The 12,593-nt window shown below is 66.3% G+C and carries 10 protein-coding genes; 3 read left to right on the top strand and 7 right to left on the bottom strand.

Going from position 1 to position 12,593, the window contains the following annotated elements; all coding sequences use genetic code 11:
• Positions 1-78: 78 nt before the first annotated feature.
• Positions 79-1,107, top strand: coding sequence for a glycosyltransferase family 2 protein (locus OSH07_RS00100; protein WP_266336576.1), 1,029 nt, complete (start codon positions 79-81; stop codon positions 1,105-1,107).
• 16 nt (positions 1,108-1,123) lie between these two features.
• On the opposite strand, the gene OSH07_RS00095 is transcribed toward OSH07_RS00100, so the two are convergent.
• From OSH07_RS00095 to OSH07_RS00075, 5 genes are all read right to left on the bottom strand, one after another.
• Positions 1,124-2,212 carry an ABC transporter ATP-binding protein gene (locus OSH07_RS00095; protein WP_266336575.1) on the bottom strand — a complete coding sequence of 363 codons (1,089 nt, stop codon included), beginning with the start codon at positions 2,210-2,212 and terminating at the stop codon, positions 1,124-1,126.
• Positions 2,213-2,222: 10 nt separating this feature from the next.
• Positions 2,223-3,068, bottom strand: coding sequence for a carbohydrate ABC transporter permease (locus OSH07_RS00090; protein ID WP_266336574.1), 846 nt, complete (start codon positions 3,066-3,068; stop codon positions 2,223-2,225).
• A gap of 10 nt (positions 3,069-3,078) precedes the next feature.
• Positions 3,079-4,035 (bottom strand): carbohydrate ABC transporter permease, encoded by a 957-nt coding sequence (locus tag OSH07_RS00085; RefSeq protein ID WP_266336573.1) that lies wholly within the window; start codon positions 4,033-4,035, stop codon positions 3,079-3,081.
• Positions 4,036-4,045: 10 nt separating this feature from the next.
• Positions 4,046-5,152, bottom strand: coding sequence for an enolase C-terminal domain-like protein (locus OSH07_RS00080; protein WP_266336572.1), 1,107 nt, complete (start codon positions 5,150-5,152; stop codon positions 4,046-4,048).
• 232 nt (positions 5,153-5,384) lie between these two features.
• Positions 5,385-6,635 carry an extracellular solute-binding protein gene (locus OSH07_RS00075; protein WP_266336571.1) on the bottom strand — a complete coding sequence of 417 codons (1,251 nt, stop codon included), beginning with the start codon at positions 6,633-6,635 and terminating at the stop codon, positions 5,385-5,387.
• Positions 6,636-6,794: 159 nt separating this feature from the next.
• On the opposite strand from OSH07_RS00075, the gene OSH07_RS00070 reads away from it, so the two are divergent.
• On the top strand, positions 6,795-7,463 hold the full coding sequence (locus OSH07_RS00070; RefSeq protein WP_266336570.1) for a GntR family transcriptional regulator: 669 nt from the start codon (positions 6,795-6,797) through the stop codon (positions 7,461-7,463).
• 130 nt (positions 7,464-7,593) lie between these two features.
• On the opposite strand, the gene OSH07_RS00065 is transcribed toward OSH07_RS00070, so the two are convergent.
• Positions 7,594-10,209, bottom strand: a complete 2,616-nt coding sequence (locus OSH07_RS00065; protein WP_420909578.1) for a DNA translocase FtsK — start codon at positions 10,207-10,209, stop codon at positions 7,594-7,596.
• Between the two features lie 320 nt (positions 10,210-10,529).
• On the opposite strand from OSH07_RS00065, the gene OSH07_RS00060 reads away from it, so the two are divergent.
• Positions 10,530-11,399 (top strand): 2OG-Fe(II) oxygenase family protein, encoded by an 870-nt coding sequence (locus OSH07_RS00060; RefSeq protein ID WP_266336568.1) that lies wholly within the window; start codon positions 10,530-10,532, stop codon positions 11,397-11,399.
• Between the two features lie 5 nt (positions 11,400-11,404).
• Here the strand turns inward: OSH07_RS00060 and OSH07_RS00055 are convergent, their stop codons facing one another.
• Positions 11,405-12,409: a LacI family DNA-binding transcriptional regulator gene (locus OSH07_RS00055; RefSeq protein ID WP_266336567.1), complete on the bottom strand. Its 1,005-nt coding sequence runs from the start codon at positions 12,407-12,409 to the stop codon at positions 11,405-11,407.
• Between the last annotated feature and the right edge of the window lie 184 nt (positions 12,410-12,593).

The following is a 12,593-nucleotide window of genomic DNA, read 5'->3' as shown; positions in this document are numbered from 1 at the left end:
GGCAATCGTCAGCGATTTTTCCTAACGCTTCAGAATCGGACAAGGGTGTGATGAAGCTTGTCTTTTCGGGAGCCATGCATGACGATCCTTACGATCGCGACGATCATCCCGCTCTACAACGGCGGCGCCTTCATTCGCGATGCGTTGGAGAGCGTGTTGGCGCAGTCCTGGCCCTCTGACGAAATCCTCGTCGTCGACGACGGCTCGACCGATGACGGCCCCGCGATCGTCGAAGAAATGGCGAAGATCCATCCGATCACGCTTCTCCGCAAGCCGAATGGCGGCCAGTCTTCGGCCCGAAACTTTGCCGCCGAACGATGCAGCAGCAGCCACATCGCGCTGCTGGACCAGGACGACATCTGGTATCCGGACCATCTCGCAACGCTTCGGCAGCCCTTTGTCGACGCGGCCACGGACGAGCGTCTGGCGGTCGTCTATGGCAACCTCGATCACGTCGACCGCGACGGGAAGATGGTGGCTCACAACTGCCTGGACATCTTCTGCGCGACGCATCCCAAGACGACGCTGCAGCAGTGCCTGGGCGAGGATATGTTCATTCTTCCCGGCGCGACGCTCATCGAGAAGGGCGCCTTTTTCGCTGCGGGAAAATTCGACGAGCGGCTGTCCGGCTATGAGGACGACGACTTCTTTCTCCGGATTTTCCGCGATGGCTATCGCAGCGCCTACGTCGATCACGCCGTGACGAAGTGGCGGATTCATCCCGGATCCACCTCGTACAGCCTGCGGATGGCCGTCTCGCGGATGATCTACTATCGCAAGCTGGTCGAGACGTATCCCAATGAGCCGAGATTGCATCAGTTCTGGATCCGGGATCTGGTTGCGCCGCGGTTCTTTCGTTCCGTCGTCGGCGACTACATCAACGGGTCGAAGGCTGGCGACAAGCCGCGCATGGACCGTTGCTGGGCCGACATGCGGGTCATTGCGCCGGAACTCCCACGCCGGACGCGCCGGCGCTTCCGGCGGGTCGCGCCACTGATCCATGTCGTCCACCGCGTCCGCTTGACGAACCTTGCCCGGATGCTGCTTCGCTACGCGATATCCGACCGCAAGAAGGCGGCGGTCGTGCTTCAGCGACAGGTCGCCTAGGCGCGCGCGGGGCCGTTCACTCGATCCGGTTGCCCGAGTCCGGGTCGAACAGGCTGATCGAGTCGGGCTGGATGGCGAGGCCGAGGGGTTCGCCCGGTGCGATCGCGAGCTTGGGGCCAAGCCTTGCCGTGATCGATTGCCCGCCCAGCGTCAGCACCACCAGCGTGTCCGGGCCGGTCGGCTCGACGACGTCGATCGTGCCGGTCAAATCCGGCTCGGAGGCGTTGGCCGCGAAGGATTCCGGCCGCACGCCGAGCACCACCTTGCGGCCGGCAAGGCCTTCCAGATTGGCGGCGACGCGCGGCAGGCGAATCGTCGTCGGGTCCCTGCCTTCCGTTTTCAGCGCCATGTGCTCATCGTCGCGTGCCAAGACGCCATGGACAAAATTCATCGAGGGCGAGCCGATGAAGCCGGCGACGAACATGTTGGCCGGCTTTTCATAGGTGGTCATCGGGTCGGCGAGCTGCTGGATCACGCCGCCCTTCATCACCGCGATGCGGGTGCCGAGCGTCATCGCCTCGATCTGGTCGTGCGTCACATAGACGACCGTGGTGCCGAGCCGGTTGTGCAGGCGCTTGATCTCCGTGCGCATCTCGGCGCGCAATTTGGCGTCGAGGTTGGAGAGCGGTTCGTCGAACAGGAACAATTCCGGCTCGCGCACGATGGCGCGGCCCATGGCGACGCGCTGGCGCTGGCCGCCGGAGAGCTGGCCGGGCTTGCGGTCGAGCAGGTGGTCGACCTGCAGCATGCGCGCCGCGCCATCGACGGCGCGCTTGCGGGTGTCCGTCTCGACGCCGCGCATTTCCAGGCCGAAGCCGATGTTCCGCTCGACCGGCATGGTCGGGTAGAGCGCGTAGGACTGGAACACCATGGCGATGTTGCGGTTCTTCGGGTGGACGTCGTTGACCCGTTTGTCGCCGATCCGGATGTCGCCTGCGGTCGGCGTCTCGAGCCCGGCGATGAGGTTCAGAAGGGTGGACTTGCCGCAGCCCGAAGGGCCAAGCAGGACCAGGAATTCGCCATCCTCCAGCTTCAGGTCGATGCTCTGCAGCACATCGAGCGCGCCGAAGCTCTTGCGTACGCCGTTCAGCGTCAGTGTCGACATGGTTTCGTCCTCAACCCTTGACCGCGCCGGCGGTGATTCCGTGGACCATGGTCCGCTGCACGATGGCGAACAGGATCATGACGGGGATGATGCTGATGATGCCGCCGGCGGCGAGCACGCCCCAGGGCAGCTGGAATTCGCCGACCATCAGCTGCAGGCCGACCGGCCAGGTGCGCGAGCCCTGGCTGGTGGTGAGCATCAGCGCGAACAGGAACTCGTTCCACGCCGCGATGGCGACGAAGACGGAGGTGGCGACGAGGCCGTTGCGGGCGAGCGGCAGCACGATGCGGACCATGGCGCCGAGCCGCGTGCAGCCGTCGATGCGGGCGGCACTTTCGAGCTCCTTCGGCGCGGCGTCGAAGAAGCCCTTCAGCATCCAGACGAATAGCGGCAGCAGGAAGCTCGTATAGGCAAGCGCGAGGCCGAAGCGGCTGTCGAGCAGGCCGACGCCGCGCATCAGGATGAAGAGCGGGATGATCATCAAGACGGCCGGGAACATGCGGATGACCAGATAGCCCAGCATCAGCGCGCTTCGGCCGCGATAGTGGAAGCGCGAGAAGGAATAGGCGGCGAGCGTGCCGGTGATCAGGCAGAGCGCCACCGTGGTCGCCGTGACGACGAAGGAATTGAACACCAGCGTCGGGAAGCCGGACTGGGTCCAGATCGCGACGTAATTGTCGAAGGTGATCCGGGTCGGGATGTACTGGATCGTCTGGGTGACGATGTCGGCCTCGTATTTGAGCGAGGTCAGGAAGGTCCACAGAAGCGGGAAGATGCAGAAGATCGTCAGCGTGATGAGCACCGCATAGGTGGCGATGTTCCAGGCCAGACGGGCGCGGCGGCTTGTCGTGATCATGGCTCGTTCCTCAGTCCTGGTTCACCTTGGAGACGCGCACATAGGCCCAGGCGAACAGCATGAGCAGCACGAACATCACGACGGAAAGCGCGCCGGCATAGCCGAAGTTGAAGTCCTTGTAGGCCTTCTGGAACGCGTAGAGCGACAGCACCTGGGTCGACTGGCCGGGGCCGCCGCCGGTCAGGATCAGCAGGAGATCCGGCGAATTGACCAGGCCGATGACGCGGAGGATGACGGCGGCGGCGATGACCGAGCGCAGCATCGGCAGCGTGATCAGCCGCAATTGCCGGATCGGGCCGGCGCCGTCGACGGAGGCTGCCTTGTAGAGGTCGTCCGGCACGCCCTTCAAACCAGCGAGCAGCAGCAGCGCGAAGAAGGGGAAGCCGTGCCAGGCCTCGACGAGGATGGCGGCGCCGAGCGCGGTCGAGGGATCGGCGAACCAGGCCTTGTAGGTTTCGAGGAAGCCGAGGCGGACGAGGATGTCGTTGATGACGCCGAGGCGCGGGTCGAGCAGCAGCGCCCACATGTGGCCGGCGACGACGTTGGGCAGGAAGTAGGGCAAAAGGATCAGCACGCCCATCAGCTTGGTGCCGGGCAGGTTGCGGTTGAGCGCCAGCGCCGCGACGAGGCCGAGCCCGAACTCGATCACCACGGCGAAGGTGACCCAGACGGCGGTGTTGCGCAGCGAAAGCCAGAACACCTTGTCGGACCACATGGCGATGTAGTGCTTGAAGCCGACGAAGCCGGTGCCGAGATCCGGCCGGTTCAGCCGCATCTGGCGGAAGCTGAGCTGGAAGCCGTAGACGGTCGGATAGAGCACCACCGCCAGGATCAGGATCGCGCTGGGGACCAGCAGCAGATACATCCAGTAGCGGCTTTCGGAGAGACGGCCGAGCGCCGCCGCCGGATCGAGCCGCCGCCAGATCGAGGGTGACGGCTCGGAAAGGGCTGACATGCGTTCGGCCATCCGCTTCTCCTCAGACGATTGCGAGCGCGGTGCGCTCCAGATGGGCCCAGTCCGGCTCGAAGCCGAGGCCCGGCGTCTCCGGTACGGTGATGTAGCCGTCGACGACCGGCAGCTCCGCCATGGTGGCGAGGCCGGCGATCTGCTCGCTCGACATCACGAGCTGCTCGTAGAAGTCGTTGTTGGGGATGGCGCCGCAGATATGCGCGTTGGCGACGCCCATGCCGTGCACCTGGGCGCGCATCCCGTGCGATTCCGCCAGATGCGCCACCTTCATCGCGCCGGTGATGCCGCCCTTGTAGAAGGAAGAGGTGCGCATCATGTCGAGCGCGCCCATGTCGATCCAGGTGGCGGCGTTCCAGTGACAGCCATCCGAGGTCTCGGCGGCGAGCACCGGGATTTCGAGCTGCTCGGTCAGCTTTACATAGCTCCTGAGGTCGAATTCGCGCATCGGTTCCTCGTACCAGAGGAAGCCGGCGTCCTCGAGCTGGCGGCCGAACCAGAGCGAGGTGACGAAATCCCAGCCGGCCGAGCCGTCGAACATCAGCGCCGCGTCGTCGCCGGTCCATTTGCGCAGATTGTGGCTGAGCCTGGCATCCTGCTTGGCATCGCCCCAGGCATGCAGCTTGAAGGCGGTGAAGCCGACATCCATGCATTGCTTGATGTAGCGCTCATACTCTTCCATCGTGTTCCAGGTGACGGTCGAGGCATAGGCCTGGATGCGGTTCGAATTGCCGCCGAGCAGCTGGTAGAGCGGCAGGCCCGCCTTCTTGGCCTTGATGTCCCAGGCGAGCTGGTCGATCAGGCCGAGATGGCGCATGTGCAGTTCCTCGATCCGGTCGATCTCCCAGATTCTGGTCCAGAGCCGCTCGGTCATCAGCGGGTTCTCGCCGATCAGCGACTTCAGCCGCCGGCGCGTCAGGCTGGCGATCGCCTCGCCGTCGCCGATCTTGATCGCGCCGGTGACGCCCTCGTCGGTATCCATGCGCAGGATCGCCGATTTCGGGCGCTGGTCGAGCGGCGTGCCGTCGCCCGAGCCGGCGAGGCCCTCGCGCCAGCGGAAGGGATATTGCGGGTGATCGTCCTCGACGATGTAGGCGCGGATATCGGTGATCTTCACGAAAGGCTCCCGGCGTGATCGGCACGCCTTGACGGATTGCGATGAGCGGTAGGGATGGCGTTTCAGGAACGGTCGAGGGGGGGGGCGTCGCCTTACCTCTCCCAGAGGGAGAGGTCGGCTCGCAGAGCCGGGTGAGGGGTTAGGGAACCATCCGGAGAGGCCGTAAACCCTCACCCGCCGGCTACGCCGTCGACCTCTCCCTCAGGTGAAGACGATGCCTTGATGCACGGGGCTATTTGGTCTCTTCGAGCCCGGCGATCATCTCGTCGACGGCGTCCTCGGCCGTCATCTGGCCGATCAGCACCTTCTGGAAGGCGGCGAGCACGGTATGCTCCGACCAGCCGGCGATGCCGACGAAATTGGCCGGCAGGCGGCCGAACGAAAGCGTCTCGACGGCCGGCGCATAGAGCGGGTTCGAGGTGATGCGCTCGTCCTTGACCACGGCGGCATTGGCGGGGAAGTAGCCCGTCTTTTCCAGGAAGGCGATGGCCGGCTCGGACTGGCCCCAATAGCTGATCCAGTCCCAGGAAGCGTCGGCGTTCTCTTCCTTCATCAGCGCATTGTAGAGATAGGCGAGGCGGGCGACGCGCGCGGCCGGGCCGGCGGGAATCGCGAAGGTCTTGAACTCGACGCCCGGCTTGAGGGCGGCCGAAATCTCCTGGAACGAGCCGGTGTGGTGCCAGACCATCGCCGTCTGGCCGGTGCGGAAGGCTTCCATGATCTGCCGGTAGCCGTCGCCCGGCGCGCTCGGCGGCACGACCTTCTCGGTGGTGAACAGGCCGGCATAGAACTTGACCGCCTCGATCGCCTTGTCGCGGTCGAGGCCGATATTGCCCTCGGCATCGACGACCGGCGCGCCGAAGGATTCCATCATGTCGAGCACGTATTTCTGGCCGCCGGCGCCGCCGCGCATGCCGAAGCCGAAGCGGCCCTTGGCCGGGTCGGTCAGCTTCTTTGCGATGTCGACGAACTCGGCATAGTTGGTCGGCGGACCGGCGATGCCGGCCTCCTCGAACCAGTCGGAGCGGTAATAGCCCCAGTCGACGAAGGCGAAGGCCGGCACGCCGTAGATCTTGCCTTCGCGCGAGATGCCCTTCCAGCGGTCCTCCGGGAAGTGGGCCTTTTCGCTCCAGCCGTCGACGCGGGCGGTGATGTCGACGAGGCCTTCCATCGCCAGCATGTCGGCGAGGCGCTCGGCCGTCACCATCGTCGTGTCGGGGCGGCTGCCGGAGACCACGGCGGCGGTGAACTTCGCCATGAATTCCGGGTTCGGGATGTTTTCCTGGGTGATCGTGATGTCCGGCTTCGCCTTGGCGAACGCCTCCATCACCGCCTGCAGGCCGGCGAACTCGGCCTGGCTGGTGAAATGGTGCCAGTAGTTGATGTTGCTGGCGGCGAAGGCGCGCATCGGCGCCAGCGCTGCGCCGGCAACGAGCGCGGCGCTGCCGGCCATCAGGCTGCGGCGGGTGATGTTGGCGACCATTGGTTTCCTCCCAGTGTCGACATATGGGCGAGTTTGGCCGCCTCTCCCGCAACCAAATTCCGCATCTGATTATTCATATCGACCATCTGATAGCAACAGGCTTGCTGTTTCATATATGAAGAATGTGCTATAGGGCTGGCGAGGAGGACTTTCGTCACCATGGCCCAGATCGCCGAAGCCCCGACCAAGCTCAGCCAGATCGCCTATCAGCGCTTCAAGGAGGCGCTGTTCTCGCGCCGGATTCCGATCGGCGCGACCGTCTCGCAGGGCGAGCTGGCGGAGCTGCTCGAGGTGCAGACGGGCGCGCTGCGCGAGGCGATGCAATTGCTCGAGAAGGAGGGCTTCCTCACGGTCCTGCCGCGCTCGGGCATCCGCATCGTCAAGCCGGACATGAGCCATCTGAAGGACTGCTTCCAGATGCGCCGCGTGCTGGAGGGGGAGGCGGTGCGCCGCTTCGCCGAGCGGGCGACGATGAGCGAATTGGCCGACTGGCGGGCGCGGCACGAGGCGATCATCGAACTCGCGCGTGGTGGCACGGTCGAATCGGCCCTGATCGCGCGCTCGGCCGAGGTCGACCAGGCCTTTCACCGGGCGCTGCTGGAGAGCACGCGCAACCCGCTGATGATTTCGGCCCATGCGCATATGATGGAGCAGATCGGCGTCATCCGGCTCGACAACATGTACATGCTGTCCTCGCTCGCCATCGTGCAGACGATGCAGGAGCATCTCGCCGTGCTGGCCGCGCTCGAGGCGCAGGATCCCGACACCGCCGTCGCGGCGATGGACGCGCATCTCGCCCGCGCCATGCATCGCGCCATGGGCCTCTGACGCCGCGCGATCGCAAAAGGCGAAGCAAAAAAAAGAAGGCCAGGGCATCCCGCCGTACCGGCGAAAGGCCCTGGCCTTTTTCGTGTCGACCGGTCCGGGCGAAGCGCGGCGCCTCGCCCGGACGAAGCGCCTAGCGCTCCATGAAGATCTCGCGCTTGCCGGCGTGGTTGGCCGGGCCGACGATGCCTTCCTGCTCCATCCGCTCCATGATCGAGGCGGCGCGGTTGTAACCGACCTGCAGGCGGCGCTGGATGTAGGAGGTCGATGCCTTGCGGTCGCGCAGCACCACCGCCACGGCCTGCTCGTAGGCGTCGCCGCCTCCCTCCTCGCCCATCGTGCTCTTGTCGAACACGGCGACGTCGTCCTCGGCCGGCGCGGCGGCTGCCTCGGTCTCTTCCTCGTCGCCGGCGGTGACGGCGTCGAGATATTCCGGCCGGCCCTGGCGCTTCAGATGCGCCACGACATGCTCGACCTCGAGATCCGAGACGAACGGGCCATGCACGCGCTGGATGCGGCCGCCGCCGGCCATGTAGAGCATGTCGCCCTGGCCGAGCAGCTGCTCCGCGCCCATCTCGCCGAGAATGGTGCGGCTGTCGATCTTCGACGTCACCTGGAAGGAGATGCGGGTCGGGAAGTTGGCCTTGATCGTACCGGTGATGACGTCGACCGACGGGCGCTGCGTCGCCATGACCAGATGGATGCCAGCGGCGCGGGCCATCTGGGCGAGCCGCTGCACGGCGCTTTCGATGTCCTTGCCGGCCACCATCATCAGATCGGCCATCTCGTCGATGATGACGACGATGTAGGGCAGGTTGGAGAGGTCCATGACCTCCTCTTCCTGCATCATCTCGCCGGTGGTGCGGTCGAAGCCGGTCTGGATCGTGCGGGTGATCACCTCGCCGCGCTCGCGCGCCTCGGCGACGCGCTGGTTGAAGCCGTCGATGTTGCGGACGCCGAGGCGCGACATCTTGCGATAGCGCTCCTCCATCTCGCGCACGGCCCACTTCAGGGCGGTGACGGCCTTCTTCGGATCGGTGACAACAGGGGTGAGCAGATGCGGGATGCCCTCATAGACGGAGAGCTCGAGCATCTTCGGGTCGATCATGATCAGCCGGCACTCTTCCGGGCGGTGCCGGTAGAGCAGCGACAGGATCATGGTGTTGATCGCGACCGACTTGCCCGAGCCGGTGGTCCCCGCGACGAGCAGGTGCGGCATGCGGGCGAGGTCGGCGATCACCGGCTCGCCGCCGATGGTCTTGCCGAGGCAGAGGCCGAGCTTGGCCTTGGCCTCCGCGAACGCCTCGCTCGCCATCAGCTCGCGCAGCCACACCGTCTCGCGGGTCTGATTCGGCAGTTCGATGCCGATGACGTTTCGGCCCTCGACCACGGCGACGCGCGCCGACACCGCACTCATCGAGCGGGCGATGTCGCCGGAAAGGCCGATGACGCGCGACGACTTGGTGCCGGGCGCCGGCTCCAGCTCATAGAGCGTGACGACCGGGCCGGGATTGGCGTCGATGATCTCGCCGCGAATGCCGAAATCGCGCAGCGTCTGCTGCAGGAAGTTGGAGTTCTGGTCGAGATATTCGGCCGAGAGCTCGAAGGGCGGCTCGGTCACCGGCGGTTCGGCCAGCAGCTCGAGCGGCGGCAGTTCGTATTCGCCGGCATGGAAGCTGACGACCGTTTCGGTGCGGACCGGGGCGACGGGGGCCTCGGCCACGACGGCGACGGGCGCCGCCGGTGCGTCAGAAACCTCGGCAGCCTCGACCGCGGCCTCGATGGCGGCGGCTTCGGCGAAGCTCTCGCGGCGCAGGCGGCGGGATTCGCGCGAGCGGGCGCTGAGGCTCTGCACCGGCGTCACCCAGATCGGCCATTCGAACCAGACCTGGATCGAGGCCTGGACATGTCCCGGCAGCAGCGTTTCCGGCGCACGCAGGACCGGAGCGACGATTTGCGGAACCGTGATGGCGACCGGCGCCGGAGCGACGGTTTCGACAGGGGCGGCAACGACTTCCGGCGCGGGCGCGACGGGAGCCTGCACGGCCGCGGGCGTTTCCGTCTTCGGCGCAGGGCGGACCGGCTGCGTGACGCGGGCCGGCGCAGCTTCGGCGACCGGCGCGTGCGGCGCGGCCTCGAGGCCGATCGCGCGCTGCGGCGGCACGGCGCGGCCGACCTGGATCAGGCGCTCGAGCCGGCGGATGTTGGAGGGCCGCGACGCCGCGACGATCTCGGCCTGGTACTCGGCCGGTTCGGTCGGCAGCGGCGCCTCGGCGGCAGGGGCGGGCGGCGGCGGCGCAAGCTCGACCAGCGGCTTGACCGGAGCGGCGACCGCTTCCTCGATGGCGATGGTCTCGGCGATTACGACTTCGGCGATCGGTTCGGCGGTGACGGCCTCGGCGACGACCGGCGCCTCCTCCGTCTCCATCGTCTCGGCCGGCGTTTCAGCCTCGGCCTCTGTCTCGGCATTGCGCGGGCGGCGCAGATAGTCCGGCGTGCGCGTGAAGCGCGCGTTCATGCCCGCGGTGAAGGGCTGCAGCCAGGACGGCAGCGGCTCGCCATCGGGCCCGAGCACGGGGGCCTCGCGCAGGACGGGCGGCGCCGGCGGAGCCGCATTGGCGCGCGTCGGCGCGGCGGGCGCGCGGGACGGATTCTGGTAGCGGGAAGCCTCCCGATCCACCGAACCCGGCACCGCCGGCTCGGCTGGAATGAAGGGGAGAGGCTGGGGAGGCCGATTGGAAGAACGCATGTTTGTCGCTGACCCTGGTACGCGGTCTGGCCGACCGTTGCTGGTCGCTCAGAGATACGAAGAACAGCGTTAACGAATGGTTTGAGTCGGCTGTTCAATCCACCATTCGACCCCCCTGTTGCAGCGCTCCCACAGGGGGCGGATCCGCCGGCCGCGACGTGTGGACGAGGCCGGCGCGCCGAGCCCGGGAATTCCCTGCCGGACGGTGTGGAAATCAGCCTCGATTTTTCCCCCTTGTCGAAATCCGCAACTGCTAGCAAGCTGCGAGAACTTGGCCGAAAGGCTGGGAGTTAAACGATTACCATTCGGAGGCACCACGCATGGATACGATCGATCCGACGACCAGCCGGGATGGCGTCGCCGCCGTCTCCTACAAGGACCCCGCAGCACCGGCGCTCTTCACGGATTCGCTCCACCGCACCGGCTTCGGCGTCGTCCGCGACCACCCGATCCCGCAGGCGCTGGTCGAGCAGGTCTATGCCGAATGGCTGGACTTCTTCGATGGCGACGCCAAGCACGCCTATGCCTTCGACAAGGCGAAGCATGACGGCTTCTTTTCCTCGGCGGTTTCGGAGACGGCCAAGGGCAACACCAAGCGCGATCTCAAGGAGTTCTTCCACGTCTTCCCGTGGGGGCGCTATCCCGCCGAGGTGTCCGACGCGGCGCGGCGCTATTATGCGCTCGCGAGCGAATTTGCCGGCGAACTTCTTTCCTGGGTCGAGGCGCATACGCCGCCCGAGGTCAGCGCCAAATTCACGATGCCGCTCGCCAGCATGATCGACGCCAGCCCGGCGACGCTGCTCCGCATCCTGCGCTATCCGCCCCTGACCGGCGAGGAGGAGCCGGGCGCGGTCCGCGCCGCCGCGCATGAGGACATCAATCTCCTGACCGTGCTGCCGGCCTCGAACGAGCGCGGCCTGCAACTGCTGACGGCTTCGGGCGAATGGGCCGACGTTCCGTCGGATTTCGGCACGCTGGTGATCAATGTCGGCGACATGCTGCAGGAGGCGTCCGGCGGCTTCTACAAATCGACGACGCACCGGGTGGTCAATCCGAGCGGCGAGGGCGCCCGCCGTTCGCGCGTCTCGATCCCGCTTTTCCTGCAGCCGCGGCCGGAAGTGGTCCTTTCCGAACGCTACACGGCCGAATCCTATTTGGACGAGCGCCTGCGCCAGCTCGGCGTCAAATAGCGCCGTCAGATGTCTCGGATAGACCGGACGCTGTCGCGTTCGGTCAGTTCGACCTCGAGCGATGTGACCTCGGTCGCTTCGCGATCGGTCATCAGCGTCACGATGCGCGCCACGACATGGGCGGCGATCTGCGGGATCGACGGCGAGACGGTGGTCAGGCGTGGCGCGCACTGCTCCGTCTGCTTGCAGTCGATATAGCTCAGGACCGAGAGGTCGCCCGGCACATTGATGCCAAGCTGATAGGCGGCCTGCAGCACGCCGAAGCCGAACTGCGTGCCGAAGGTGAAGACCGCCGTCGGGCGGGGCGATTTCTCCAGCATGGCGCGCGCCCGGTCGCGCGCGTCGGGAAAGTCATAGCTCGTCTCGACCATCCAGCGCGGGTCGAGGTTGAGGCCGAGCCGATCCGCAGCCTTGCGCGACGCAGCCAGCAGCCCTTGCGCGCGCGGCAGGCTCGGGCCGGTCATCAGGCCGATGTCGCGATGGCCGCGCTCGGCCAGGTAGGTCAGCGCCATGTCGGCGCCGAGGTCGAGATGCTCGACCAGGCCCTGCTCGCGGAATTCCACCAGCCGGTCCCAGTTCAGCATGACGGTCGGCAGTTGCGCCGCCAGCGCCGCCTCGTCCTCGATCCATTCGTCGGAATGGCCGAGCACGACGACGCCGGCCGCCCGTTGCAGCAGCGAAGCGAGCGGGCCGCCGCGCCGCATCCGTTCCAGCGTCGCCAGCTGCACCCGCAGCACGCTCAGATCATGTCGGTCGAAGCGTTCCTCGATCGCCGCCGAGACATCGTCGAAGAACGAGGTGTCGGCATGCGGCGTGGCGACGAAGATGACCGGGACCTGGGAGGTCTTGAACCAGGCCGCCATCGAATCCTTGCTGTAGTCGAGATCGGCGATCGCCTTGCCGATGCGCTCGGCCGTCGCCTCGCTGACCGCCTTGGTCTTGTTCATGTAGTGCGAGACCGTGGCGATCGATACGCCCGCCAGCGCCGCTACGTCCTTGATCGTGCTCATGCAAGCCACCTCGTTGGCGCGATCATGGCGTCTCCTTCCGGCCTGTCCAGTCCCTCGGCCGGCGAAGGTTGCATTGTCCCGTCCCGTCTGCCCGCTTCTTCAGCCGCGGCAGCCTGCGAAATCGGCTTGACGCTTCGATAGCCTCGATTAAGCTCATGGAAAACGTTTAACCGAATTCAATACC

The organism is Kaistia nematophila, assembly GCF_026343855.1.
Classification (GTDB): domain Bacteria; phylum Pseudomonadota; class Alphaproteobacteria; order Rhizobiales; family Kaistiaceae; genus Kaistia; species Kaistia nematophila.
Note: the sequence above shows the minus strand (reverse complement) of the source record. Positions and strands in the feature narration are given on the sequence as shown.